This is a genomic window from Streptomyces sp. CB02414, assembly GCF_001905385.1.
In the GTDB taxonomy this organism is placed as follows: domain Bacteria; phylum Actinomycetota; class Actinomycetes; order Streptomycetales; family Streptomycetaceae; genus Streptomyces.
The window spans coordinates 403,211-429,290 of record NZ_LIPF01000006.1; the positions used below are offsets into that span (position 1 = coordinate 403,211).

General features: G+C 74.9%; 18 protein-coding genes and 1 pseudogene. 12 read left to right on the plus strand and 7 right to left on the minus strand.

The genetic code is table 11. The annotated features are described in order from the left end of the window. Positions 1–22: 22 nt before the first annotated feature. On the minus strand, positions 23–1,012 hold the full coding sequence (locus AMK11_RS21715; RefSeq protein ID WP_073729666.1) for a bifunctional GNAT family N-acetyltransferase/NUDIX hydrolase: 990 nt from the start codon (positions 1,010–1,012) through the stop codon (positions 23–25). A 75-nt stretch (positions 1,013–1,087) separates the two neighbouring features. Here AMK11_RS21715 and AMK11_RS21720 point away from each other — a divergent pair, with 75 nt between their 5' ends. Further along, positions 1,088–1,588 carry a hypothetical protein gene (locus AMK11_RS21720; RefSeq protein WP_073729667.1) on the plus strand — a complete coding sequence of 167 codons (501 nt, stop codon included), beginning with the start codon at positions 1,088–1,090 and terminating at the stop codon, positions 1,586–1,588. An 18-nt stretch (positions 1,589–1,606) separates the two neighbouring features. On the opposite strand, the gene AMK11_RS21725 is transcribed toward AMK11_RS21720, so the two are convergent. Continuing rightward, positions 1,607–2,317, minus strand: a complete 711-nt coding sequence (locus AMK11_RS21725; protein ID WP_073729668.1) for a pentapeptide repeat-containing protein — start codon at positions 2,315–2,317, stop codon at positions 1,607–1,609. A gap of 164 nt (positions 2,318–2,481) precedes the next feature. On the opposite strand from AMK11_RS21725, the gene AMK11_RS21730 reads away from it, so the two are divergent. Together AMK11_RS21730 and AMK11_RS21735 are read left to right on the plus strand one after the other, a co-directional pair. Continuing rightward, positions 2,482–3,642 carry an NAD(P)-binding protein gene (locus tag AMK11_RS21730; RefSeq protein ID WP_073729669.1) on the plus strand — a complete coding sequence of 387 codons (1,161 nt, stop codon included), beginning with the start codon at positions 2,482–2,484 and terminating at the stop codon, positions 3,640–3,642. A 94-nt stretch (positions 3,643–3,736) separates the two neighbouring features. Next, positions 3,737–5,239 (plus strand): MFS transporter, encoded by a 1,503-nt coding sequence (locus tag AMK11_RS21735; protein WP_073729670.1) that lies wholly within the window; start codon positions 3,737–3,739, stop codon positions 5,237–5,239. A 97-nt stretch (positions 5,240–5,336) separates the two neighbouring features. Here the strand turns inward: AMK11_RS21735 and AMK11_RS21740 are convergent, their stop codons facing one another. Next, on the minus strand, positions 5,337–6,746 hold the full coding sequence (locus AMK11_RS21740; protein WP_198941425.1) for an NAD(P)/FAD-dependent oxidoreductase: 1,410 nt from the start codon (positions 6,744–6,746) through the stop codon (positions 5,337–5,339). A gap of 130 nt (positions 6,747–6,876) precedes the next feature. Between AMK11_RS21740 and AMK11_RS21745 the strand changes: the two genes are divergently transcribed. Beyond that, positions 6,877–7,758, plus strand: coding sequence for an aminoglycoside phosphotransferase family protein (locus AMK11_RS21745; protein ID WP_073729671.1), 882 nt, complete (start codon positions 6,877–6,879; stop codon positions 7,756–7,758). A 44-nt stretch (positions 7,759–7,802) separates the two neighbouring features. Here AMK11_RS21745 and AMK11_RS21750 read toward each other — a convergent pair whose 3' ends face one another. Continuing rightward, the gene (locus tag AMK11_RS21750; protein WP_073729672.1) at positions 7,803–10,766 is read right to left on the minus strand and encodes a helix-turn-helix transcriptional regulator; all 2,964 of its coding nucleotides are present in this window, start codon (positions 10,764–10,766) and stop codon (positions 7,803–7,805) included. Positions 10,767–11,122: 356 nt separating this feature from the next. On the opposite strand from AMK11_RS21750, the gene AMK11_RS21755 reads away from it, so the two are divergent. From AMK11_RS21755 to AMK11_RS21765, 3 genes are all read left to right on the plus strand, one after another. Continuing rightward, complete coding sequence (locus AMK11_RS21755; protein ID WP_073729673.1) at positions 11,123–11,806, plus strand: helix-turn-helix transcriptional regulator; 684 nt, start codon at positions 11,123–11,125, stop codon at positions 11,804–11,806. 178 nt (positions 11,807–11,984) lie between these two features. Further along, positions 11,985–12,674, plus strand: a complete 690-nt coding sequence (locus tag AMK11_RS21760; protein WP_073729674.1) for a DUF4255 domain-containing protein — start codon at positions 11,985–11,987, stop codon at positions 12,672–12,674. Further along, positions 12,671–14,710 (plus strand): ATP-binding protein, encoded by a 2,040-nt coding sequence (locus AMK11_RS21765; RefSeq protein WP_073729675.1) that lies wholly within the window; start codon positions 12,671–12,673, stop codon positions 14,708–14,710. The genes AMK11_RS21760 and AMK11_RS21765 overlap by 4 nt, the downstream gene beginning before the upstream one ends. 30 nt (positions 14,711–14,740) lie before the next feature. Here the strand turns inward: AMK11_RS21765 and AMK11_RS21770 are convergent, their stop codons facing one another. The 3 genes from AMK11_RS21770 to AMK11_RS21780 all read right to left on the minus strand — a co-directional run bounded on the left by AMK11_RS21770 (position 14,741) and on the right by AMK11_RS21780 (position 19,887). Then, positions 14,741–16,174 (minus strand): RICIN domain-containing protein, encoded by a 1,434-nt coding sequence (locus AMK11_RS21770; RefSeq protein ID WP_073729676.1) that lies wholly within the window; start codon positions 16,172–16,174, stop codon positions 14,741–14,743. Positions 16,175–16,501: 327 nt separating this feature from the next. Beyond that, positions 16,502–17,959 (minus strand): eCIS core domain-containing protein, encoded by a 1,458-nt coding sequence (locus AMK11_RS21775; protein WP_079187620.1) that lies wholly within the window; start codon positions 17,957–17,959, stop codon positions 16,502–16,504. Positions 17,960–18,081: 122 nt separating this feature from the next. Beyond that, complete coding sequence (locus AMK11_RS21780; RefSeq protein WP_073729678.1) at positions 18,082–19,887, minus strand: hypothetical protein; 1,806 nt, start codon at positions 19,885–19,887, stop codon at positions 18,082–18,084. Positions 19,888–20,151: 264 nt separating this feature from the next. On the opposite strand from AMK11_RS21780, the gene AMK11_RS21785 reads away from it, so the two are divergent. The 5 genes and pseudogenes from AMK11_RS21785 to AMK11_RS38320 form a co-directional block, all read left to right on the plus strand. After that, positions 20,152–21,762 (plus strand): phage tail sheath subtilisin-like domain-containing protein, encoded by a 1,611-nt coding sequence (locus AMK11_RS21785; RefSeq protein ID WP_073729679.1) that lies wholly within the window; start codon positions 20,152–20,154, stop codon positions 21,760–21,762. Positions 21,763–21,829: 67 nt separating this feature from the next. Next, on the plus strand, positions 21,830–22,273 hold the full coding sequence (locus AMK11_RS21790; RefSeq protein WP_073729680.1) for a phage tail protein: 444 nt from the start codon (positions 21,830–21,832) through the stop codon (positions 22,271–22,273). Beyond that, on the plus strand, positions 22,273–22,770 hold the full coding sequence (locus AMK11_RS21795) for a hypothetical protein (RefSeq protein WP_073729681.1): 498 nt from the start codon (positions 22,273–22,275) through the stop codon (positions 22,768–22,770). Before AMK11_RS21790 ends, AMK11_RS21795 begins: the two co-directional genes overlap by 1 nt. Then, positions 22,767–22,925, plus strand: coding sequence for a DUF6760 family protein (locus AMK11_RS38185; protein WP_198941426.1), 159 nt, complete (start codon positions 22,767–22,769; stop codon positions 22,923–22,925). Before AMK11_RS21795 ends, AMK11_RS38185 begins: the two co-directional genes overlap by 4 nt. Before the next feature lie 2,583 nt (positions 22,926–25,508). Beyond that, positions 25,509–26,080 (plus strand): annotated as a pseudogene (locus AMK11_RS38320) (hypothetical protein); the annotation flags it as partial.

Here is a 26,080-nt window from a genome sequence, read left to right on the forward strand (position 1 = left end):
GCCGGGCCCCGTACGTCCCGCCTCACTCCCCCGGCGCCTCAGACCGCTCCGGCGCCTCGAACGCGTCGAGCAGCCGGGCCAGGTCGGGCGGCCAGAGCGGCTCGGGGGACTCGGCCAGTTCCTCGCGGGTCCACCACCTCCAGGTGAGGATGCCGTCCTGGGCGTGGGAGGCGGCGAGGTGCGGGCCGGTGGGTTCGCGGCGCGGGCCGCGGGTGACGTAGATGTGCTCGTACTGGCGGACGGGGCCGACGCTCAGGTGGGTGAAGTCGTGTTCCCAGGTGCACAGCAGCGGGCCGGGCTCCAGGTCGGTCCAGCCGGTCTCCTCGCGCACCTCGCGCAGGGCGCCCTCGCGGGGGCTCTCGTCCGCCTCCAGGCCGCCGCCGGGCATCGCCCAGTACACCCCGACCTCGGTGTTGTCGTAGCGGAAGAGGAAGACCGCTCCCTGGGGGTCGAGCACGGCGAACCGGGCGGCGCGGCGCGGGGTGCGCGGCCGGTCGCTGTCCAGCGGGCGGCGCAGCACCGTGCAGGGCCGGCCGAGGGCATGGTCCCGGCGGCGGTCCACGGCCGTGTAGCCGAGGGCGGTCCAGAAGGCGAGGCCGGCGGTGTTGGAGTCGAGGACGGCGAGCCGCACGGCGGTGCGGCCCGCGGCGCGGAGGCGGTCCTCGACGAGGGACGCGAGCCGTCGGCCGTACCCCTGCCCCCACAGGCCCGCGTCGATCATCAGCAGCCCGATCCAGGGGTCCGGGTCGGCCGGGTCGGGGTGCCGGGCGAGGGTGACCGCAACGCCGACCAGCCGGCCCGCGTCCCGGGCGAGCAGCACCTCGGCGCCCGGCCGCGCCAACTCGTCGGCCAGCGCCGCCGCCACCTGCTCCGGGCGGATGTCGTCCGGGTCGGGGAAGTCGCCGCCGAGCGCGTGGAAGGCGTGGTTGGAGGCGTAGAGGGCGGTGAGTTCGGTGAGGAGGGGGCCGGGGATGTCCCGGTCGGGGGTGAGGTGGAGCGGGGTGATGATCACGCCGGGCAACCTATCCGGCGCCCGCGGGGGCCCGCGGCGGCGCGCCCGGTCCGCCGCCGTGACACCATCTCCTGCGTGCTCGACATCGGCTACGCCCTCTCCACCCGCTTCCCGGACCCGCCGCAGACGGACTACCGCCGCGCGGACGTCCGTGCCCTGCGGCACGACCTGTTCTGCGGGGACGTGTACCTCGCCGACACCAAGGCGGACCGGGAGCTGTCCACAGCCTGGGGATGGGTGCCGGTGCTCGACTTCGCGTGGGCGTTGTGCGACATCGTGGAGCGCGTCGACCGGGACCCGGCGGGCTCCCGGGCCGCCCGGCCGCAGCGGGCGGAGCTGGACTTCACCGAGTCCTCCGACCGCCTGCTCTTCGAGCGCCGCTTCGGCTGGGTCGACATCGAGGCGGAGTGGGTGCCGGCGGACGAGCCCCCGCTGTCCTTCTCCCACGCCGAACTGCGCCGGGAGGCCCGGGACTTCCTGCACGACCTGATCGCCGACCTCACCGACATGCACGAGGACCTGGCGGACAACCCGGCCATCTGGACGCTCCAGGCCCGCTTCCCACGCGTCTCCTGAGCGTCCCGGGCCGGACGACTACTCCCCCGCCAGCACCCGCACCCCCAGCTCCGCCGCCAGGACCGGCGCCAGGTCCAGCAGCTGGGTCGGGCTGATCACCGCGCCGGCCAGCCGGTCCACGCCCCGGGCGATCTCCAGCGGGGCGGCGCCGCGCAGGTCGACGTCCGTGAGGGACGCCGCGCTGAAGTCCGCCTCCTTCAGGGCGCAGTCCACGAACGCGACCCGCTCCAGGCGGGCGCCCCCGAAGTCCGGCTCGACGAGGACGCAGCCCTCGAAGACCACGTCCTTGAGCCGGGACCGGCGCAGATTCAGGTAGTCGATCTTGCCGCCGCGGACCAGGACCCGTTCCAGCACGGCGCCGTGCAGCTGGATGCCGCCCAGGCGGGCGTCGTGCAGCTCGACGTCGCGCAGGGTCGCCTCGGCCAGGTTCACGCCGACGCCCCGGACACCGTTGAGGACGGAGTCGAGCAGCCGGGCGCGGGGCATCGACGCCTCGTCCAGCGCGCAGCCCGTCAGCGAGCAGTCCATGAAGCGGGCGCCCGCGCCGTCCTGGCCCGCGAAGTCCGTCTCGCGGAACTCCAGCCCGTCGTAGTCCCCGTCCGGCTCCAGCTCACCGCCGTCGTGCGGATCCAGGGGCGGCAGCCGCAGCTCGGGGCGGCGTGCCGGCCGCACCTTCGCCGCACCCGGCCTCGCACCCGCACCGCCACCGCCCGCCGCTCTCCTCACCATGTCCCCATGCTGCACCCCGCCACTGACAACCGCCCCGGCCGACCGCTCCGGCCCGCCCTGAACGCCCGCTCCCCTGCCGGATGTCACATTCCGCGCCCCGGTCGCGTCGTACTCACGGACAGGCACCCCGCAAGGCGTCCCCGACCCGAGGGAGAACCACAGCCATGCATCGCATCACCGTCATCGGCGGCGGCTTCGCCGGACTGACCGCGGCCATCACCGCCGCCGAGGCGGGCGCCAAGGTCACCGTGCACGAGGCCCACCACACGCTCGGCGGACGGGCCCGGACGGCCGACGGCCCCTACCGCACCAACGACGGCCCGCACGCCCTCTACAACGGCGGCCCGCACTGGTCGTGGCTCAGGCAGCGCGACCTGATCGGTCCGCTCGCGCCGCTCCCGCCGCTGGAGGGGGCCCGGCTGCGGCTGCGCCACAAGGGCGTGCTGCGCCGCACCCCGCCCTTCGCCATGCTCAAGCTGCTGCGCCGGGGCGCGGGGCGGGCGCCCGTGGACAGCGACTTCCTGACCTGGGCGTCGGGGATCGCGGGCGAGGAGGGCGCGCGGGCCGCCGCCCACTACTGCGCCGTCGCCCTCTTCCACTACGACCCCGGTTCGCTGTCCGCCGCCTTCGTGCAGGAGCGGCTGCGCCGGGCCGCCAAGCTGCCGCCCGAGGCGCACTACCCGCGCGGTGGCTGGGCGGGCGTGATCGACCGGATGGCCGCCCTGGCGTGGAACCTCGGCGTCCGGGTGGAGACCCTCTCCCGCGTCGACACGGTCCCCGCCGACAGCCCGGTGGTCGTGGCCACCTCCCTGGACGCCGCCCGCCGCCTGCTGGGGGACGCCTCGCTGACCTGGCCGAGCGGGCGCACCACCCTGGTCGATCTGGCCGTAAGGACCCGGCGCGGTGACGCCTTCGCGGTCTCGGACCTGGACGCGCCGGGCTGGATCGAGCGGTTCACGGCGCAGGACCGCACCCTGGCACCGGCGGGCGAGCATCTGATCCAGGGGCAGCTCCCCATCGCGCCCGACGAGTCGAAGGCCGACGGCGCCGCCCGCGCCGAGGAACTGCTCGACCTGGGCTTCCCCGGCTGGCGCGAGCGGCTGACCTGGCGGCGGGAGGCGATCGCGAACGGCCGTACCGGGGCCGTGGACCTGCCGGGCAGCACGTGGCGCGACCGGCCCGCCGTCGACCGGGGTGACGGGGTCTACCTCGCCGGTGACCAGGTGGCCGCGCCGGGGCTGCTGTCGGAGGTGTCGTTCAACAGCGCGCTGACGGCGGTGTCCCTGGCGCTGGGCAGGCGCGAGCTTGACCTCAAGCACGCTTGAGGTCTCCACCCGGCCTTTCGGCTGCCGCCCTTTCGACTGCCGGCCCAGCCCCCACGCGGATGCGATACGACCCGATTCGTGGTCTTCTGGCCAGATGAGTGCCACCCGGACAGGTGAGCCGGCCGCGCCCGCGGAAGCCGACCCCCGCCGCTGGTGGGGGCTGGTGGTGATCGCCCTGGCCCAGCTGATGGTCGTACTGGACGCGACCATCGTGAACATCGCGCTGCCCTCCGCCCAGCGCGACCTGGGCATGTCCGACGGCAACCGGCAGTGGGTGATCACCGCCTACACCCTGGCCTTCGGCGGCCTGCTGCTGCTCGGCGGGCGGATCGCGGACCTGGTGGGCCGTAAGCGCACCTTCGTCATCGGGCTGATCGGCTTCGCCGTCGCCTCCGCGATCGGCGGCGCCGCCACCACCCCGGCGATGCTCTTCGGCGCCCGCGCGCTCCAGGGCGTCTTCGCCGCCGTCCTGGCGCCGTCCGCGCTGTCCCTGATGACGACGACCTTCACGGACCCCAAGGAGCGCGGGAAGGCCTTCGGCATCTACGGCGCGCTCGCGGCCAGCGGCGCCGCGGTCGGTTTCATCGTCGGCGGTGTGCTCACCGAGTACCTGAACTGGCGCTGGTGTCTGTACGTCAACGTCCCCGTCGCCGTCGCCGCCGTGATCGGCGCCTTCGCCCTGCTGCACACCCGCCCCGGCCGTCCCGGCGCCCGCCTCGACGTGCCCGGCGTGCTGCTGGGCTGCGGCGGGCTGGTCGCCCTCGTCTACGGCTTCAGCGAGGCGCAGCCGCGCGGCTGGACCGACCCGCTGGTACTGGCGCTGTTCGCGGCGGGCGTCGTCCTCCTCGCGGTCTTCGTGTGGTGGCAGACCCGGGCGCCGGTGCCGCTGCTGCCTCTGCACGTCATCCGCGACCGCAACCGCGCCGGGTGCTTCCTGACCATGATGCTGGCCGTCATCGGCATGTTCGGGATGTTCCTGTTCATGACCTACTACCTCCAGGAGATCCTCGGGTACTCGCCCGTGAAGACCGGCCTGGCGTTCCTGCCGATGACCGTGGCGATCGTCATCGGCTCCACGCAGATCTCGGCCCGGCTGCTGCGTCACGTGGGCCCGCGCATGCTGATGGTCCCCGGCATGCTCCTCGCCTCCGGCGGCATGGTGGTCCTCACCCAGATGACCGTGGACTCGGCGTACGCCTCCGAGATCCTGCCCGCGCTGATCCTGATGGGCCTCGGCATGGGACTGACCTTCATGCCGGTCTTCTCCACCGCGACCGCCGGGGTCGCCCCGCAGGACTCGGGCGTGACCTCGGCGACGGTCAACACCTCGCAGCAGGTGGGCGGCTCGATCGGCACGGCTCTGCTCAACACGGTCGCGACCAGCACCAGCGCCTCCTGGATCACCTCCCACCTCACCGACCCGGCCCAGCGGGAGCAGGTCGTCCGGGAGGGCATCGTCCACGGCTACACGGTCGCCATCTGGCTGGCCGCCGGCATCATGCTGCTGGCGGGCCTGATCGCGGGCCTGATGGTGACGGCGAAGGCCCCGAAGCACGGCACCCCGGCCGACCGGCCGGTGCCGGAACCGGTGGCCTAGGCCCTGGCGTCGCCGGGCAGGCGGGAATTTGACGACAGGGCCCAGGGGGACGTCGCAGGAGTCCCGTCCCGCCGTGCGCGGGGCCCTGCGGTGTGTGTCAGCTCCGGCCGGACACCCGGTCCGCGATCCGCGCCAGCCGGGAGGAACCGGCGCTGTGCGTGGCGCGTTCGCGCCGGTCGGCCTCGCGGTAGACGGCGTACATGCCCTGCACGCCGAGCCAGCGCAGCGGCTCCGGTTCCCAGCGGCGCACCCGGTGGTTCACCCAGGGCAGGTCGGTGAGGTCGGTGCGGCCGCCCTGGCCGGAGTCGCGCAGGACCAGGTCGCACAGGGTGCGGGCGGCGAGGTTGGCGGTGGCGACACCGGAGCCGACGTAGCCGCCCGCCCAGCCGAGGCCCGTCGAGCGGTCCAGGGTGACGGTGGCGCACCAGTCGCGGGGCACGCCGAGGACGCCCGACCAGGCGTGCTCGATGCGGAGCCCGGCGAGGGCGGGGAAGAAGCGGACCAGGATCTCGCGCAGCGCCTCGACGGTCGCCGCCTGGGTGGTGCCGTCGTTGTCGGTGCGGGAGCCGAAGCGGTACGGCACCCCGCGCCCGCCCAGCGCGATCCGGCCGTCGGCGGTGCGCTGGGCGTACATGTAGGCGTGCGCCATGTCGCCGAGGGTCTCGCGGCCCGCCCAGCCGGCCGACTCCCACTGCTCGTCGGTGAGCGGCTCGGTGGCGATCATCGAGGAGTTCATGGGCAGCCAGGTGCGCTTCTGGCCCTTGAGGGAGGCGGTGAAGCCCTCGGTGCAGCGCAGGACGTGGGGTGCGCGGACGGTGCCGTAGGGGGTCGTGGCGTGCCGGGGAGTGATCTCCGTGACGGGCGTCGACTCGTGGATGGTGACGCCGAGGCGTTCGACGGCCGTCGCGAGGCCCTTGACCAGCTTCACCGGGTGCAGGCGGGCGCCGTGCGGGGTCCAGGTCGAGCCGACGGCGCCGGCGACGCGGATCCGCTCGGCCGTCTCGCGGGCGCCGTACAGCTCCCGGTCCTTCTCGCCGTACGCCAGCTCGGCCTCGTGGAACGCCTTCAGCCGGGCCGCCTGGGCCGGTGTGCACGCCACTTCGAGGACGCCGCCCTTGTGGACGTCGGCGTCGATGCCCTCGGCCCCGGCGGCGCGGATCACCTCGTCGACGGTGTCGTTCATCGCCCGCTGGAGGCGCACGGCCGCCTCGTGGCCGTGGAGCTTGGCGTACCGGTCGCGGCCCGCGATCCCGTTGTAGAGCCAGCCGCCGTTGCGGCCGGAGGCGCCGTAGCCGCAGAACTTCTGCTCCAGGACGGTGATCCGCAGGAAGGGCGCGGCCTTCTTGAGGTAGTAGGCCGTCCACAGGCCCGTGTATCCGCCGCCGACGATCACCACGTCGGCGGACGCGTCACCGTCGAGCGGTTCCCGGACCGTCGCCGGGAGACCGTCGTCCGCGTACCAGTAGGAGATGCCGCCGTTCACGACGCCGCTGTTCGGGCTGCTCATGGCCAGGACGTTAGCCCTGGTGAGCCGGGGCTGTCTGCTTCGGATTCCGTTGAATTTCCCGGCGCGGGACGCTCCTTGCGGCCCGGAATCCGGGTGACCGCGGCGCCGGGCACCGGTAGCGTCGGCCGACGTGATCGACGTTCCGGACGCGCTGGCGGCCTCGCAGGCGAAGTACAACGGAGAGGCGGGCCGCGCCTTCGTCGACGCGCTGCCCGCGCTGGCGGCCGAGTTCCTGGACCGGTGGGGGCTGCGCCTCGACGGGCCCGCCATGCACGGCTGGGCCGCCCTCGTGCTGCCCGTGGTGCGCGGCGACGGCACCCCGGCCGCGCTCAAGCTCCAGATCCTCGACGCGGAGACCGAGGGCGAGCCCGTCGCCCTGCGCCGGTGGGACGGCGACGGGGCCGTGCGGCTGCTCGACCACGACCCGACCACCGGCACCATGCTGCTGGAGCGGCTGGACCCGGCCCGCACGCTCGGGCACGTCGCGGACTCCCGCGAGGCCGTCCAGGTCATCGCCCGGCTGCTCGCCCACCTCACCGCGACCCCGGCACCGCCCGGTCTGCGCCGCCTCGGGGACATCGCGCGGGGCATGCTGGAGCGGACGCCCGGGACCCTGGAGCGCGTCCCCGACCCGGCGGACCGGCGCCTGGTCGCCGACTGCGCGGCCGCCGTGCGGGAGGTCGTGGACGAGCCCGGCGACCGGCTGCTCCACTGGGACCTGCACTACGACAACGTCCTCGGCTCCGACCGCGCCCCGTGGCTGGCCATCGACCCCAAGCCGCTGGCCGGCGACCCCGCCTTCGACCTGCTGCCCGCCCTCGACAACCGCTACGACCCGGACGAGACCCTGTGGCGCTTCGACGCCATGACCGACATCCTCGGCCTCGACCGGGAACGGGCCCGCGCCTGGAGCCTCGGCCGCGTCCTGCAGAACTGTCTGTGGAACGTCGAGGACGGCGACCCGCTGGAGCCCGAGCAGCTGGAGATCGGGCGGTTGCTGCGCACCCGGTGAGCCGCCGGACGTGATCGCCCCCCCCGATGCGCCGGAGGAGGGCCTCAGTCACGCGCGACCGGACGGGCCTCGTGGGGCCGGGCGGGCCCCAGGGCGGCCGGGAGTTCGGTGCGGCGGCGTATGCGGAGCTTGCGGTAGGTGCTGGTCAGATGGGTCTCCACGGTGCGCCGGGCGAGGTGGAGCAGGTCGGCGATCTCGGTGTTGGTGCGGCCGGCGGCGGCCAGTTCGGCGATCCGGCGTTCGCTGCCGGTCAGCGCCCCGGAGCCGGTCCCGGCGGTCGCCGGGCTCCGGGCGCCGCTGTCCCGCAGGGCCTGCCCGGCCAGGCCCAGCAGCCGTACGGCGCCCTTGCGTTCGGCCAGTTCCGCCGCCTCGCGCAGGCGGTCCCGGGCGCGGCCGCGTTCACCGGCGGCGAGGAGCTGGCGGCCCTGGGCGAGCAGCGCCTCGATCAGCTCCGTGCCGGTGTCGACGGGCCCCTCCCGCAGGGTCCGTACGGCGTCCTCGGCCAGCTTCAGGCCGCGCCGTCCGCCGGTCGCGGTGCCCAGCACGCGCAGGGCGCGGCCCACCGTGCGCGGGGTGTTCCACACCCGGGCCAGCCGCAGTTCCTCCGTCGCCAGGGCCAGCGCCTCCTGGCCGCCGCCCAGCGCCAGCCGGCACTCCGCGACCGCCGTCCGCCACGGGGTGACGACGGGGCTGACCACGTCGCGGGCCGTCTGCCGCCGCCCGCACTCCAGGAAGTCGTGCACCGCTCCCACCACGTCACCGGCGGCGGCCCGCTGCACGCCCCGCGCGTACAGGAAGCGGTTCACCTCCCAGCCCTCCGGCGCCCGGCGCAGGTCGAAGGCGTGCGCGAGCCGTTCGGCCTCCTCGGTGCGCCCGGTGTGGACGAGCGCCAGCAGGGCGTGCGCGTCCCGGTTGGTGGGTCCGGTGCGGGAGGCCGCCGTGTCGCTGCGCCGGTCGTCGGCGAGCAGGCGGGCGTGGTCGCCGCGGGCGGCGGCGATGTCGGCGCGGGTGTTGAGGAGCGCGTGCTGCATCGGGTGCAGCAGCGCGGGGTGCTGCCCGGCCAGCCCGCGCTCCACGAGCCGTTCCGCCTCGTCGAGTTCGTCCGCCCACTGGGCGACCGCGGCCGCCGTACCCAGCAGGTACGGCTCCGCCAGCGGGTCGCCGGGCTGCGCGAGCAGGGCCCGTACGCGCGTCATCGCCTCCTCGGCCGAGATCAGCCCGGCGGTCGCCCCGTACCGCACCAGCAGCACCTGGCCGGCGGTGCCCAGCACCTCCGGCGTGTGCTCACCGGTCTCGCACAGCGACCGGTACACCTCCTGGCGGGTTGCCAGGTCCTCGTCGGACAGCAGCGCTCCGGCGGCCTGCACGGTCCGGGCGAGACCCGGGTGGCCGGACAGCCGGCCCTCCGTGCGGCGCAGTACGTCCATGGCCGTACGGATCTCCCCGCGGGCCGCGAGGGCGGTGCCCAGGGCGACGGCCGTACGGACCCGGTTGCGGGGTTCGGCCGGCAGGTGCTGGGCCTCGGCGAGGCGCGCGATGGCGGCGGGGGCGTCGGCCGACGCGTACTCCAGGGAGCCCAGTTCGGTCAGCAGGCGCTGCCGCAGGTCGTCGGCGAGCGGCTCGTCCAGCGCCCGGCGCAGGTAGGCGACGGCGTCGGCGGGCCGGGCGTCGTGCACGGCGACGGTCACCGCGTCCCGCAGCACCCGCAGCGCCCAGGGCGGTCCGGCGGCCGGCGTCCGCAGCAGGTGCCGGGCGACCGCCTCGACCCGGCCGCCCCGGCGCAGCGACGCCTCCGCGGCCGCCCGGTGCGCCGCCTCCCGGCGGGGCCTGGGCCAGCCGGTGAGCACGGCGTCGCGCAGCAGCGGGTGGGCGTAGCGGGGGCGGCCGGAGGCGTCGCGCCGCAGCAGCCCGAGCCGCGTCATGGCGGCGAGCCACCCGGCGACGCGGGCGGGGTCGGCCCCGGCCGCTTCGGCGAGCAGGTCGACCGGGTCACCGGCATCCGCGCCGCCCCACAGCCCACCCCGCCCATCGGCGTACGTCTCGGGAAACGGGCCGTGTCCGCCACCCGCGTCCCGGCCGACGCGCAGACCGTCCGGCCCACCGGCACCCGCTCCGCCCCACAGCCCACCCACACCCGTCTCGGCCGGCAGCCTCCCCGCGTCGGTGTCCGGGTCCTGCGGCCACGCCTGCTCCAGTGCCGCCAGGCAGCGGGCCACGTCGGCCGTCGCGGTTCCGGCGCTGTTCAGCCACCAGGAGACGGCCGCCGGGTAGCTCCCGGGATACAGCTCGGCGCAGGTGGCGGGCAGCGGCGGCACGCCGTCGGGTGCGGAGCCGGCCCCGCGCAGGTCGTCCAGCAGGGCGTGCAGCAGCAGCGGGCTGCCCGCACCGGCCCGCACGCACTGGGCCGTCCAGCGCGGCCCGGCTCCCGGGAAGGCCGCCCGGACGATCCCGGCGGCCGCCGCGTCGCCGATCGGGGCGAGGGTGTGGGTGCGTACGAGGGAGGGCGACAGGGCCTGGGTCAGCCCGGCCGGCCGCGGGTCGATGTCGTACTGACTGCGCTCGGTGGCCACCAGCAGTACCGGTAATCGGTCCAGCCGCCGGGCGGCCTCCAGCAGCCAGCGCCGCGAGGGGTCGTCGGCCAGGTGGACGTCGTCGACGGCCACCAGCAGCGGGCCCTCGTCCGCGTACGACCGCAGCAGCCGCCACAGCCGGGCCGCGCTGCCGCGGTCGTCACCGCCTGGCGCGAGGTCCGTGAACTCCGGGACCGGCCCGAGGAGTTGCAGGACCGTGGCGAAGGGCACCGCCGTGTCCTCGGGCGAGCAGCGTGCGTGCAGCACCCGCAGGCCGCGACCGGCGGCGTGCCGTGCGGCGCGCTCCAGGACGGCGGTCCGGCCGGTACCCGTGGCCCCGCGCAGCAGGACGAACCCGCCGGTGCCGGCCCGGGCGCGCTCGGTCTCCCCCGCCACCAGCGCCTGGGCGTCGTCACGTTCACGGAGCGGTCCGGTCATCGGGTGCCTCCTGTGGTGGATGGTGCTCCCCCGGTCTGTGAGACGTTCGAACGCGGACGGGGGTGGTGTGAAGTGGCCCACGCGCGGCGACGGATTCCGTGGGCCGGACGGCGGCTGTGGCGAGGCTCACGGTGGCCCGCGCCCGCGTCCACAAGCCCGCACCCCCTTGCGCAGGACCTTTCTGACCTGCATGAACGCCCCCACTGGACGCGATGACGACGACTGTTCCCGTGGTCTCGTGGTGCGCCTCGTGGTGCTCCACGATTGCGCGGTCCCAGCAGTCACAGAAGTGTGGAACACGCTCATCCGCTACCGGCCAGTGCCGGACAGCGGGCACGTGAACAGGGGGGAAACGGTTGCTCAACTCACCCCGGACCACCGCCACATCCACGCTCGGCACCGGCCGGACCACCGGTGTCACCGACCGGCGTGTCCCGGTGGCGGTGTCCGCTCCTGACCCGATCAGCCGCGAGGGCGCCGTCAGCCAGTTGCGCCGGCACCCGGAGATCGACCTGCGCGAGGAGTCCGGCCCCGGCACGGTGGCCCTGCTCATCGAGGACGCGCTGGACGAGGCGGCGCTCACCCGGCTGCGGCGGATCGTGCGCAGCGAGGGCGCGCGCGCCGTGCTCGTGATCGGCGCGATCCGCGAGAACGAACTGCTGGACGTCGTCGAGTGCGGAGTCGGCGCCATCGTGTGGCGCCACGAGGCCACCGCCCACCGGCTGGTGCAGGCCGTACTGGCCGCCGCACGCGGCGACGGCGACCTGCCCGCCGACCTCATCGGACGGCTCATCAGCCAGGTGGGCACCCTGCACCGGGGCGCGGCGGGCCGCCCCGGCGCCCCCTCGCTGGGCCTGGCTCCCCGCGAGGTGGACGTCCTGCGACTGGTGTCCGAGGGTCTCGACACCGGTGAGATCGCCGGCAAGCTGTCCTACTCCGAACGGACCGTCAAGAACGTCATGCACGGGCTCACCACGCGCCTTCACCTGCGCAATCGTGCGCACGCCGTGGCCTATGCCCTGCGGGAAGGCTACATCTGACCGAACGGGCAATCAGATGCGGCCCTCCGGGACCGGCCGGGCAGGCCGGCCTGCCCGGCCGCCGTCCCCGGCGCGCCTGCGGACGGTACGCCGGCCGGGGCACGATCGGGGACGGACGGACTGACGGTGGCCGGGCGGAACGCGGTACGGGCAAGGCGGGCAGGGCGGGAGCGCGAGAGTGATCCACGAGGTGGACGAGGTCCTCAAGAGCCTCCTGGGTGGCGGGGCGTTGACGGGTGCCGGCATCGACGTGTCCTTCGAGGCACCCACCCGTGACTGGGCGGCCCGGCGCAACGCCCCCTCGGTCAACGCCTACCTGTACGACATCCGGGAGGACGTGGCCCGGCGCCAGCGCGGCCAGATGGCGGTGCGCGACGAGGACGACATCGTGGTGCGGCGCCGCCAGCCGCCGCGCTGGTTCCGGCTGTCGTACCTGGTGACGGCCTGGACGAAGACCCCGCAGGACGAACACCGGCTGCTGTCCGCCGTACTCGCCACCCTGCTGCCCCGCGAGATCCTGACGCCCGCCGAACTCCCCGGCTCCCTGGCGAAGCTGGGCCTGTCGGTGCCGCTGACGGTGGCCGGCATCCAGACGGAGTCCCGCTCCCTCGCCGAGATCTGGTCCGCCCTGGGCGGCGAACTGAAGCCGTCCCTGGACCTGGTGGTGACCGCGCCCTTCCCCGCCTTCCCGGAGTACGACGCCGGGCCCCCGGTCACCGAGGGCGCGACGGTCCGGGTGCGCGACCTGGCCGACGACGCGGCGGCGCCCGCCGGGCGCTCCCACCGCCCCCACCAGGTCGCGGCCGCCCGCGCCGCCCGCGCCGCGGCCCGCAGGAACCCGGCCGCCCGGCCCGCGGACCCGCGGTGAACGCCCCGCCCACCACCGTCTCCGAGGCCCCGTACGAGGCCCCCGCCGACGCCCTGCTCGGCCGGCTCGCCGTGCTGCGGGAGCGGGTGACCACGCTGGTCGAACGGCGGGCCGCCACCGATCCCACCGCCGACGACCCGCTCCGGGGCCTCTACCTGCCCGAGGAGGCGGTACGCCACCTGCTGCGCACCTGGCAGCCCGCGGCCGCCGGCACCGAGGACCCCGGGGCGGACTCCCGCACCACCTCGGGCACGCAGCCCGCCGAGGGCGGAACCGCCGACCGGCTGGCGTCCCTGGCGGCCCGGACGGGGCTGACCGAGCTGGACGTCGCCGTGCTGCTCGTCGCCCTCGCACCCGACGTCGACCGCACCTTCGAACCGCTCTACGGCTACCTCAACGACGACGTGAGTCGCCGCAGGGCCACCACCGGCCTCGCCCTCGACCTGTGCGCCGTACCCGCGCACGCGGCGGCGGCCCGTGCCCGCCTGCACGCCTCGGCGCCGTTGCGCGCCCTCGGCCTGCTGGAGGTCGAGGAGCCGGAACGCCCGTTCCTGACCCGTTCGCTCAGCGTCCCCGACCGGCTGACCGGTCACCTCCTCGGCGACGACACCCCGGACGCCGCGTTGCTCGGCCGCCTGCACCCGATGCCGCTGCCGCTGCCCGCCGACACCGCCGCCGAGGACTTCGCGCAGCGACTCGCCGCCCGCCTCCTGGCCGGCCCGCACACCGTCCACCTGCGCGAACAGCGCGAGGGTGACGGCCTCGCCGCCATCGCCTCGGCCCTGCGCCTCGCCGGCCTCGACGCGCTGCACTGCCCGGACCCCGGGGACCACGTCCCCGAGCTGCTGCGCGAGGCCCGCCTCGGCGGCCGGGCGGTCGTCGTGCCGAGCCTGCCCGAGCAGCCCGGTCCGCTGGTGCGTGCGCTGACCGCGGCGAGCGACGTGACCGTGCTGATGACGGACCCGCGCCCGTACGACCCGCACTGGTCGCCCGACGACCCCCTGATCCTGGAGGCCCCGAGCCGCCGGGCCGGCGGGGCGGCCGCCTGGCGGACCGCGCTCGGCCCCGACGCCGACGCCTTCGACCTGGCCGCCACCGTCGCCCCGTACCGCCTCGGCGGCGACCGCGTCCGGCGGGCCGCCGAGGCCGCCCGCGCCCTCGCCGCTTTCGACGGCGGTCCGGTCACCGCCGCCCACGTCCGGCTCGCCGCCCGCCGCCAGTCGGCCTCCGGCCTGGAGAGCCACGCCCGGCGCATCCGGCCCGCCGTCGACTGGACCGATCTGGTCCTTCCCGACAAGCCCCTGACCCAGCTGCGCGAACTCGCCCTGCGCGCCCGCCACCGCGACCGGGTCCTCGGCGACTGGCGGCTCAGCGCGGGCGGCGGGCGCGGCCGGGGCGTCCTCGGCCTGTTCGCGGGCGAGTCCGGCACCGGCAAGACCCTGTCGGCGGAGGTGGTGGCGGCCGACCTGGGTCTCGACCTCTACGTCGTCCAGCTGTCGTCGATCGTCGACAAGTACGTCGGCGAGACCGAGAAGAACCTGGAGCGGATCTTCACGGAGGCCGACCGCACCGACGCCGTGCTCCTCTTCGACGAGGCCGACGCGGTCTTCGGCAAGCGCTCCGAGGTCAAGGACGCGCACGACAAGTACGCCAACATGGAGAGCGCCTACCTCCTCCAGCGGCTGGAGTCCTTCGACGGCATCGCCCTGCTCACCACCAACCTGCGCGCCAACATCGACGAGGCCTTCACCCGGCGCCTGGACCTGGTGGTCGACTTCCCGTTCCCGGACGAGGGACAGCGGCTGGCCCTGTGGCGGCACGGCCTGACCCACGTCCCCTCCGCCGACGGCATCGACCCGGCGCCGCTCGCCCGGAACTTCGAGCTGGCCGGCGGTTCGATCCGCAGCGCCGTGGTCACCGCCGCCTACCTCGCCGCCGGACGCGGGGACAGCGTGACGGCGGGCGACCTCCTGGAGGGCGCCCGCCGTGAGTACCGCAAGGCCGGGCGGCTGGTGCCCGGCGAAGGCGGCTGGTGAGTCACCTCCCGGCCGGCCCCGGCCGGTGGCTCAGTCCTTCGGCGCGGGGACGACCTTCCACTCCTGGTCGTCGACGCGGGTGCAGTCGAAGAGCGTCAGCTTGGTGTTGACCACGCCGTCGCTGTAGCCGGCCACGTCCAGGCACTTGTTGTTGCTGGAGAAGTTGCGGATCCAGTAGTCGCCGCTCGGCTGCTTCTCGATCCACCACAGCTGGTTGTCGTCCTTGCCGCCGTTGCAGGTGCCCTCGATGATGTCGGTCCGGATCGGCATGGACTCGTAGCCGGGCATGTCCATGCACAGCCCGTCCTTGACGTTGCGGATCAGGAAGAGCGCCTTGCCCCCCGGGCCGTCCTTCTCGTACTTCACGTCCAGGTCCCAGAGCTGGTTGTCGCCGTCGGTCTCGTCGCAGACGGACTGCTGGACCGGGAAGCCGATCTTGCCCTTGTCGCGTCCGGGGATCTCCGCGCAGAGCTTGGTGGTGCTGTTGCGCAGCGTGACGTTGCTCGCGGGCACCACGCCGGGCTTCTTCTTCACGGGCTCCTTGGCGGGCTTGGACTCGCCGCCGCCACCGCCACCGCCGCCCTCGTCCTTCTCGGGTTCCTCGGTCTTGGGCGGTTCGGCGGCCTCCGGCGGGGCCTCTACGCTGGGCAGCGTCTCCGGCGACGCGCTGGGGCTGGGCACGAGGGCGGCACCGGCCTGCTCCACCTGCTCGGAGGCGCTGCTGCGGACCTGCGGCTTGTACGCGATCCAGATCATCACGAACGCGATGGTCAGGGCGAGCGCGAACCCGAAGAACGTCGCCAGCCAGCGCGGCAGGAACCCGCGCTGGACGTACGTCCCCTCGACCTCCGTCGGGTCGACCCCGGACCGCCGCACCGCCAACGTGAACGGCCGCTCCTCCTTCGCCCCGAACCAGATCACCTGCCGCGGCTTCAACGTCGTCTCCACGAACGCCGCACGACCCGGCTCGATCTGCACATTCCCCGGACGAACCTCGTACGACAGATGGTCCCCGGTATCACTCCCGGAGACCGACGCCGTCACCTTCGTATTGCCCAGGTTGTCCACCGCCAGCCGCGGCCGCCCCCGGAACCGCCCCTTCACGGTCGGCGGCACCAACTCCGCCCGCACCTCCGTGAAAGGCGTGACCGTCAGGTTTCCCTCCGGAACCGTCACCGCCTCCGGATGCTCCGTCGGCGTGATCCGCACCGCGTACGGATTCGGACCCGCCGTCGCGTCCGACGTACGCGGCGGGGCGAAGGTCAGCTCCACCGTGCCGGTGGTCCCGGGGTAGAGCCTGAGCGTCTGCGGCTCGACGGTGGTCCAGGGCGCCACGTCTCCGACGGGCTCGAACCGGTACTCATCCACTACGTCGCCGGTGTTCCGCACCCGTAGCCGTACACGTGTACTGCTGCCGGGGTCGACGGTGACGGACGCGGGCTCGAGGGAAGTCCATAGGCTCACGCCTCGACGCTACGGCGCGGCCGTCGCCCCGTCAGGAGCCGTCGGGGCAGACACGGTTGCCCCGGCGGCCCCATCGCGCGGTGAGGCGGACGGACCCCAGCCGGCGCTTCCGGCCCATCGGGCTGACGAAGTACAGCCGCTTGCCGCAGGCGATGCGGCCCAGGCCCGGCCGGCCCCTTCGGCACCGCCTCCGAATGCCCCGTCGGCGTCCAGGGGAGTCCGCGGGTCCACGTCGCGCACGCCGGGCGGGGGAGCCCAGGCCGCGGGAATCTACGGGCGGCGACGGCGGTCGAGGGGGCCGATGTCCGGCCCTGCCGGTGTCCGCCGCTACTTCTTCTGCCACCCGCTCTGCGGCAGGGCCAGCCCGCCCGGCACCTTGAGCTCGAAGTCGCCGCCGAGCACGGTGTCCAGCGCGGCGGTGGGATCGTTGCCCGCGCTGAGCATCTTGGTGGCCAGCAGCTCCTTGAGTTCGGTGCCCGAGCCGCGGTACGCCGTCGCTCCCCGCATGGCCGCTCGTGCCCCGTCCGCGTCCAGGTCCTTGTTCATCCGGGCCAGCAGGTCCGCGGAGACCCAGCAGTCGGGGATGCTGTCCAGGTCCCACTCGGCGTACCAGTGGGTGTTGTTGAGCCAGCGACGCGACGGCACCTTGCCGTCCACGGCCATCAGGTAGAACGTGAACTTGATGTTGCCCAGCGAGCGCCAGTCCGCCACGTTGGTGTTCGCGCCCGCCCGTCCGGCGGCCGCGTTGTCGTACGTCGTCATGACCTCCTGGAAGGACGGCTTCACGTTCGGGTCCGTGCCCGTGTAGTGACGGATCGTCCACTTCTTGTCGCGCAGGCTCTTCGACTGGGTCTTCATGACGCCGGGGATCCGCTGCTTCTTGGCCTCCTTGATGTGGGAGAGCATGTCGAAGTCCTGCTGCCCCTCGCCGGGCGGGAACTGCTGCTGGGTCATGTACTGCATCAGCTCCCAGGCATCGTCCTTGGAGTGCCCCGACGCCTCCAGGGCGGCCATCATCTCGCTCGGGTTCCCGGCGGACCGAAGCGCCTCGTCCACGGCTCGCTGCACCGGGGCGTCCCGCGCCTCCGTGCTGCGCTGCACGGCCTCGTCCCGCTCACCCGTACCGGCCGCGAACGCCCGCTGCGCCACCACCGACGGGGCGGTCGCGGCCCCCGCCGCGAAGGCGGCGCCGTCCGCCTCGGCCGTCCGTTCGGAGTCCTGGCCCGGGTCGGTCACGGTGACTCCGGCGCCGTTGCTGTTGCCGGTCTCGCGGTGGCCTCTGAGGTTCTTGTCGACGTGGCCCAGCTCGTGGCCGATGAGGTCCTTGCGGCCGGCCGCCTGGGGCCCCAGGAACACGTGGGTGCCGACCGTCATGGCCTGCGCGCCCAGCGCCACGGTCGCGCGCTGGGCCGTGGGGTTGTCGTGGATGCGGGCGGCGGAGAGGTCGTTGCGGTAGAAGGCGGTCGCCTCGGAGAGCAGCGACCCCCCGAGCGGGCGGCTCGGAGAGGCCATGGCCTCGTCCAGGAGCTGCCGCTGGCCCGCCGGGCTGCCGTCCTCGATCCCGCCGTGCCCGCAGCCGGCACCGTGCACGTGCTGGTCCTGGCCCTGGTGCTGGTCGACGAGGCGCGAGACGGCCCGGTTGCCGACGGAGCGCTGAAGGGCCAGGGCGGTCCGAGGGGTCACCGGTCCGGCTGTCGCGCCGACGGGCGCGGTCACCGCCGGGCGCGGGGCCCGGCCCGCCTTCGCGGCCTTGTCGCCGACGGCTTCCTCGTGAGCGCGCACCATGCTCCCCTTCACACTGACCGGGCGGTCCCCCACCAGCCTTACCTCCCGGCCCCGCCCACCGGCAGGTCCAGGAGGGCAGCGAAGAGGGCAGTGATGCTTGCGGCCGGTGACGCGGGTGGCCGTCAGGCCGAGGAGAGCTGGTTGAAGATCTCCTTCTCCCAGGCGCTCTGCTCTTCGGGGTCGTTGAGCGAGGCTTCCCACTCCTCGTCGGTACGGCTGTGCTGGGACGGGCCGGCCTTGAGCACCTTGAGCAGCGCACGCGCCGAGGCACGGATGTCGTCGGGAACGCTCTTGCCCACGTGAACGGCCGGCCCGGCCGCGAGCGCGTAGAGCTTCTGCGCCATGTACCGGCGCTCGCCCTGCTGGACGGACTTCGTCACCTTGAAGAACTCCAGCACCGCGTCACCCCGTCCGGCACCGGCCGCCGGTGCCCCGGGCTCCGCCGCCCCGGCCTCCTCCTGGGCCCTGGTGGGGCGGGCGAACCTGTCCGGGTGCCGCGCCTCGACGTACCGGTTGCTGCCCGCCCTGACACCCTTGTAGAGGGCGTTACCCAGCAGCAGGGCCGCCGCCGTCCCCGCCACGGCCGGTGCCGCCGGGCCGCTGACCGCCCCGGCCACGGCCGCGACGGCCAGCCCGCCGCCGGCGGCACGCACCGTGTTCCCGCCCAGGTTGGTGACGCGCTTGCCCAGTTTCGTGTGCTGCTTGTGCCGCGCGTACCTGCCCACGTCGGCGAGGTCGGCCCGCAGGTGCTCGGTGAGGACGGCGACCTGCTGCCCGTACTTCGCGACCTCGGCGTCCCGCGCGGCGGCGAGCCCGTACAGCCGGCGTGGCGGCAGGGCCCTGGCCCGCTCCAGCCGCTCCTGCGCCCGCCCCAGCCCGTCGAGTACCTCCTGGAGCCGTGCCGCCTCCACCGGCGCCCCGCCGGGAAGCGCCTCGACCACCTCCTTGAGGGCGCGGTTCTTGTGGTAGGTCCGCCAGACCGCGGCGGCCTCCCGGACGGCTATCAGCGTGGAGTAGAAGACGCCGGCCCCGCCGGTCGTGATGCCGAGCGCGGGCACCCCGCCCAGGTTCCCGGCGTTGCGGACCGCGGCGTTGGCCATGCCGCTGACGTCACCGACGACCATGCCGGTGTTCTGGGCCGCGCCGAGCGGCTTCCCCTTCCAGTCCTTCCTGGGCTTGTGGGAGTCCGGCCCCGTCCCCTCGCGGCCCTCGTACCCGGACTTCAGGGCACGCAGGTCGTTGAACAGCCCCAGGGAGTCGGTCACGACGTTGATCCCGGTGCCGACCTGTCCCTGGATCGCGCTGGCCTCGACCAGGCCGGCGTTCGACGTGCCCAGCCCGTGGCTGCGCACACCGCCTTCCGTCGGCGCGTTGACCCGGGTGGCCACCGTGTCGGGCGGGTCGATGGCCTTCTTGGCCCGGTCGGCCTTGGAGGTACCGAAGAGCCGGCCGACCTTCGCGTTGATGTCCCTGAGCTTCTCCCGGGCGCCGGACAGGCCCCCCAGCGCCCTGCGTCCCTGCTCCTCCCCGCCGTCCGCCGCTGCCGGCCGGCGCCGCCGCTCGGCCGCCCCGGCGGCCAGATCCGCCCGCCGGCGCCGCTCCGCCGCCGCGGTCGCTCCGTCCCGGCCGTGGTCCTGCGCCGTGGTCGCCTCCTCCCTCGGCCCCTGCTCCTCCCCCGCGGCCCTCGCTTCCCGCTGCCGCCGCTCCGCCGCCGCGGCCGCCAGCTCCGCCCGCCGGCGCCGCTCCGCCGCCGCGGTCTCCGCCTGGGCGGGGGCATCGGCCGCGCGCTGCAGCATCGCGGCGACGGCCCTGTTCCCGGCGCCGGCCTGCAAGGAGGCCAGGGGGCGGCGCGGCTGCCGGGCGCCGGGCCGGGCGACGGCGGCAGCGCCGGTGCGAGGTGCCTGCTGCGCGTGCGAGCGGTCCAGCACGGTCAACTCCCTTCGGGGGCTGGTCACCGCGGCCGGAACGGCCGACAGCCACCGGGCGACGTCCTGGTGAACCGATGCCCAACAACACACGATGGTGAGGCACCGGGGGCGGCCGTCCACCCGAGAAGGCGCGGAGTCTGCCCCAACGGGCACGGCGAGGGGCAACGGGAGTGCCCCCGCTCCGGCTCCGAAGGCCGTTCCGGCGGGGGAACGCGCGCGCGAGGGTGAGGGGCGTCCTGTCTCGTACCCCGAGGAGAGCAGAGCATGCCGTCCTACCTGTCGCCCGGCGTCTACGTCGAGGAGGTGGCCAGCGGCTCGCGCCCGATCGAGGGGGTGGGCACCTCGGTCGCGGCCTTCGTCGGGCTCGCGCCGACCGGCCCGCTGAACGAGCCCACACTGGTCACCAACTGGACCCAGTACGTCGCGGCGTTCGGTGACTTCACCGACGGGTACTACCTGGCGCACTCCGTCTACGGGTTCTTCAACAACGGCGGCAGCGCCGCGTACGTCGTGCGCGTCGGCGGCTCCGCCCAGGACGCCGCCACCGGTTCCGACGGGACGTCCGCTCCCGCCGCGGTCACCGGCGCCGCCGCGCCCGCCGCGCTCCCGGCCGCCGAGCCCAGGCAGCTCGGCACGTTCGCCGTGACGGCCACCGCCGCCGGCCAGAACGGCCCGCTGTCCGTCGAGGTCGCCGACCCCGAGGGCGAGGGCCCCGCCGAGCGCTTCAAGCTGATCGTCAAGGACGGCGACAAGCCCGTCGAGACCTTCGACGTGAGCGCCAAGAAAGGCAACCGCGCCTACGTCGTCACCCAGGTCAAGGAGCGCTCCAAGCTCATCACCGTGACGGAGGCCGCGCCGTCCGCGCAGCTGGCCCGCCCGGAGAACCAGACCCTGGCGCTGCCCGCGCCGCCCGCCGCCCCGGTGGAGAAGGCCGCCCCGGCCGCCGCGCCGGGCGAGGTCTCGCACCCCGGACCGGCGCAGTACCTGGGCGACTCCGCCGACCGCACCGGCTTCGGCGGCCTGGAGGCGGTCGACGAGATCTCCATGGTCGCGGTGCCCGACCTGATGGCCGCCTACCAGCGCGGCGCGATCGACCTGGAGGCCGTCAAGGCGGTCCAGCTCGGCCTGATCGCCCACTGCGAGCTGATGGGCGACCGCGTCGCCGTCATCGACCCGCCGCCCGGCCTGAACGCCCGCCAGATACGTGTCTGGCGCCAGGAGACGGCCGGCTACGACTCCAAGTACGCGGCCCTGTACTACCCCTGGATCAAGACCTTCGACCCGGCGTCGGGCCAGTCCCGCCTGGTCCCGCCGAGCGGTCACGTCGCCGGCATCTGGGCCCGCAACGACTCCGAGCGCGGCGTGCACAAGGCCCCCGCCAACGAGGTCGTCCGCGGCGCCGTCGACCTCGAACTCCAGATCACCCGCGGCGAGCAGGACCTGCTCAACCCGATCGGCGTGAACTGCATCCGCGCCTTCCCGGGCCGCGGCATCCGCGTCTGGGGCGCCCGCACCCTCTCCTCCGACCCGGCGTGGCGCTACCTGAACATCCGCCGGTACTTCAACTACCTGGAGGAGTCGATCCTGATCGGCACCCAGTGGGTGGTCTTCGAGCCGAACGACCACAACCTCTGGGCCCGCATCCGCCGCAACGTCTCCGCGTTCCTGGTCAACGAGTGGCGCAACGGCGCCCTGTTCGGCCAGAGCCCCGAGCAGGCGTACTACGTCAAGTGCGACGAGGAGACCAACCCGCCCGAGTCGGTCGACCTCGGCCGGGTCATCTGCGAGATCGGCATCGCACCGGTCAAGCCCGCCGAGTTCGTGATCTTCCGGCTGGCCCAGTTCTCCAGCGGCAGCGGGGAGCTGGAGGAGTAGGCGCGCCAGGCCGCCCGCCTCGTCTCCGCAAACCCCCTCCCCCTCTCCCTAGAAGGACAGCGAACACATGAGTCTCCAGCCGGGTGACGCCCTCACCTCACACAACTTCGGCCTCCAGATCGACGGTGTGATGGTCGAGTACCTCGCCGAGGTCAGCGGCCTCACTCTCGAACAGGACGTCATCACCTACCAGCAGAACAGCTCGATGGGCCGGGCCGAGGTGGCGCTGCTGCCGGGCGTGCAGAAGAACGGCCAGTGCACGGTCGTGCGCGGCATGACCCAGTCGGCGTCGTTCACCCAGTGGATCAACGACTCGATCCGCGGCCAGATGAGCACCGCCCGCAAGAACGCCTCCATCATCATGATGGACTTCCAGGACAACCCGGTGAAGCGGTACAACCTGCGCAACGCCTGGTGCAGCAAGATCGACACGAGCACGGTGAAGGCGGGCGAGGCGGCGGCCCTGACCGAGACCGTCACCATCGTGTTCGAAGAACTGGTCATCGAGTAATGCGGCGTACGGCTGCCAAGGCGCCCGCCGCTCCACCCCAGACCGCGGCGGCGGGAGCGGACTTCCCCCGGTCTGCTCCCGCCGCCGCTCCGACGGAGGCGCCGGCCGACCCGGCGCCCCGCCGGGAACTGGTCACCGAGTTCCCCTTCGAACTGCCGCGCGGCTACGTCGACGAGTCGGGCACGCTGCACCGGGACGGTGTGATGCGCCTGTCGACGGCCCGGGACGAACTGGTCCCGCTGCGCGACGTGCGCGTGCAGGAGAACCCGGCGTACCTGTCGGTGGTGCTGCTGGGCCGGGTCATCACCCGGCTCGGCACGCTGACGATGGTGCACGACGGGATCGTGGAGAACATGTTCGCCTCCGACCTGGCGTTCCTCCAGGACTTCTACCGCCAGATCAACGCGGAGGGGCACACCCGCGCGGCCGTGCGGTGCCCGCACTGCTCGGAACCCTTCGAGGTGGAACTCGGCGGGAGCCGCCTGGGGGAATCGTGACGTACGCGACCGACCGGCTGCACGAGGAGATCGCGTACGTCGCCTACCACTTCCACTGGGGCCTGGACGCGATCCTGGACCTGGAGCACCGGGACCGGCGCCGGTACACGGAGCAGATCGCGTCCCTCGTGACGCGCGGCGCGGCGGAGGGCTGATCGGTGGGATTCCTGGACCGGCTGCGGGGACGCGAGGGCGCTGCCCGCGCGGGCGACGGCGTGCCGGGCTCCGTGGGGAGCGCGGCACCGGACGCGAGTACGGCGGGTACGGCGGGACCGCCGGACGTGTCGGGCGCGGCCGCGCCGCCCGTGGCCGTCGCGGCATGGACGTCGCTGCCGCCGATCCAGCGGGCGGCGGACGGCGGACCGACCGGCGTCGCGGACGCCGGGTTCGGCGGACGGCTGCCGACCTGGCAGAACCCGTCGTTCAGCGGCGCGCCGTCCCCGGCGGTCCTGGACCCGGCGGCGGGCCACGGCCTGCTCTCGGGAGCGTTCGCCGAGCCGGCGTCCGAACACCCCTCGCGGGGCCTGCCGTCGGCGGCGGTGCAGCGCATGCCGGTGGCGCCGCTCCGGGGGACAACGCCGGGGGCAGGTGCGGGACCGGTTCCGTTGTCGGCCACGGCTGCGGCTTCGGGCGCGGACGCGGGTGCGGGTACGGGTTCGGCTGCGGCTCCCCTGGGGCGTACGCGGTTGGCGTCGGCCGCCCCGGTGTCCCCGGCCCCGCTCCCACCGGTCCAACGGTCGCGCTCCGCGGGGCCCGCGTCCCCCGGGGCTCCTGCCCACGGCCTCCGTGCGACGCCCGTGCCGCCCGCCGCGTCCCGGGCGCGGGGCTCCCTCACCAAGGCGCCGTCCGTTCCGGCGGCCGTGCAGCGCCGGGCCCTGCCCGCGAGTCGCCGGACGGCCGACACCGTACCCGACTCCCCGGGTCCGGCACCGTCGTCCGCGGACGGCGACCGAGAAGATCGCGGCGTCGCCCCGGTCACCGCCCCTGCTGCCCGTTCCGTGCCCGGGACGGGCCCGTCCGGCGTCCGCTCGTCCGCGTCGGCCGGTGCGCCCCCCGTCCAGCGCGCGGCACACGCACCCCGCCCCGTGCCCGCAAGGCCGGCGGACACCGCCGCGCCTGGGGCGACGGCGGCTTCCCCGGGCGGGCCCGCGGACGGCGCCCCGCTGGGAGGCGCGGCGTTCCAGCCGGGTACCGGTTCCCGCTCGGGCTCGGGCTCTGGTTCCGGCTCCCGCTCTGGTTCGGGCTCGGGACCCGATACCGGCTCCCGGTCTGGTTCCGGCACCGGTTCCGGCGGTCGGCACAGCGCCCCAGTACCCGGGACGCCGGCCCAGCGTGCTGTGCACCGACGGGAGGTGACGCCCGACTCCAGCGGCACCCCGGCCCCGCGCACCAACGCGCACCGCCGGGAAGCGGGCACTCCCGTCGCCGGTACGCCGGCACAGCGAGCGACGCCCAACACCCGCAACAGCACCACGGGCGACGGCAACCCGACCGCACCAACCCCCAGTACGCCCGTACAACGAGCGACGCCCAACACCCGCACCGGTGCGCCCGACGCCCGCAGCACGACACCACCAGCCGCCGGTACACCGACACCGCCCGCGGCCCGCAGCCCCCGCACCAACGCGTCCGGCGACCACAGACCGGCCACACCGAGCACCAGTACGCCGACACGGCCCGCGACTCCCGGCGACCGCAAGCCGACCGCACCAACCCCCAGTACGCCCGTACAACGAGCGACGCCCAACACCCGCACCGGTGCGCCCGACGCCCGCAGCACGACACCACCAGCCGCCGGTACACCGACACCGCCCGCGGCCCGCAGCCCCCGCACCAACGCGTCCGGCGACCACAGACCGGCCACACCGAGCACCAGTACGCCGACACGGCCCGCGACTCCCGGCGACCGCAAGCCGACCGCACCAACCCCCGGCACGCCGGCACCCGGCGCCCCGACACAGTCGCCGACACCCGGCCACGGCACCGCACCGGTCGGCCCGGACGGCGGCGCCACGACCGGTCTCCCCGTCCAGCGGTCCGCGCCCACCGCCCCACGCACGCCTCCCCCCGCAGACAAGCGCTCCACGTCCACCCCGGGCGGCACATCACCCACCCCGCCGGCCCAGCGTCCCGTGCCCGCGCAGGACTCCGCACCGACGGCCACCCCCCGCGCCGCCCAGGCCACTCCCGACACCCCGTCACCCGCCACGCCGGTCCAGCGGGCCCTGCCCGCCTCCGCCCCCGGCTCGAGCCCTCACCTCGGCGGCAGTACGACCACCGGCAGCGCGGCCGCACAAGAACCGCACCCGCACACCCACCCCGCCGGAACCCCCGGCCGGGCAACGGCCGCCCCGGACGGCACCCCGGCGACAAGCGACCCGGTACAGCGGTCCACACCTCGCACCGACCGCCCGGCCGCCGCACCCGGCAACCCCCTCCCGCCGGTCCAGCGAGCCGTATCCCGCGGCATCCCGGCACCGGCCCCGTCCCTGCCCGCCACCGCCACGCCGACCCCACCGCGCACCGTCCACGGCATGACCGGGCCGCAGCCGTCCTCAGCCCCTTCCCCGACGGATCACCCCCTCGAAGCGGCCGGCACCACACCCGCCGTGCAGCGGCGCACATCGGTACCCGGACGCCCGGCCGCGTCGCACCCTTCAGCTCCCGACCAGGCCCCTGAGACCCGGCACACGGCGACGCCCCCCACCCCGGCACCGCGCCCGTCCGTCGCACCCCCGGTGCAGCGCTCCACGGACCGCTCCCCCGCCCCCGGCGCCACGCCTGCTCCCGCCACCCGCCCGGTGACCGGAACGTCCGTCACCGGCCACTCCGCCGACGCCGACGCCGTACGCCCGTCCCGCTCCACCGCCACGACACCCCGCACCGGCCTCGGCGCCCCCCGCGCTGTCCCCCCGGTCCAGCGCAGCACCGCCCCACCACGCGCGGGCCTCGGCGCCCCCACCTCCGGGCCCGCCGACGTACGCCCGGCCCCGGACCCGAGGCCCGAGCCCGTCGTTCCCGCGCGTCCGGCCGCCGCCCCGGCCCCCCTCCCCGCCGACCGTCGGCGCTCCCCCCTCGGTGCTCCCCTCACCACCGCACCGGACGGCAGCAGACCACTCGCCGCCGCCCCGGCCCAGCCCACCGCGACGCCGGTCCAGCGAGCCACCACCGCGGCCGCCCCCACACCCACGCCCCCGGCACCGACCCCCCACGCAGCCGACGCGCCCGCACCCCCGCCCGTCCAGCACGCCACCACCCCCACCACGCCCGAACCCCCGACTGCCGGCCCAAGCACCCCCCGCACGGCAAC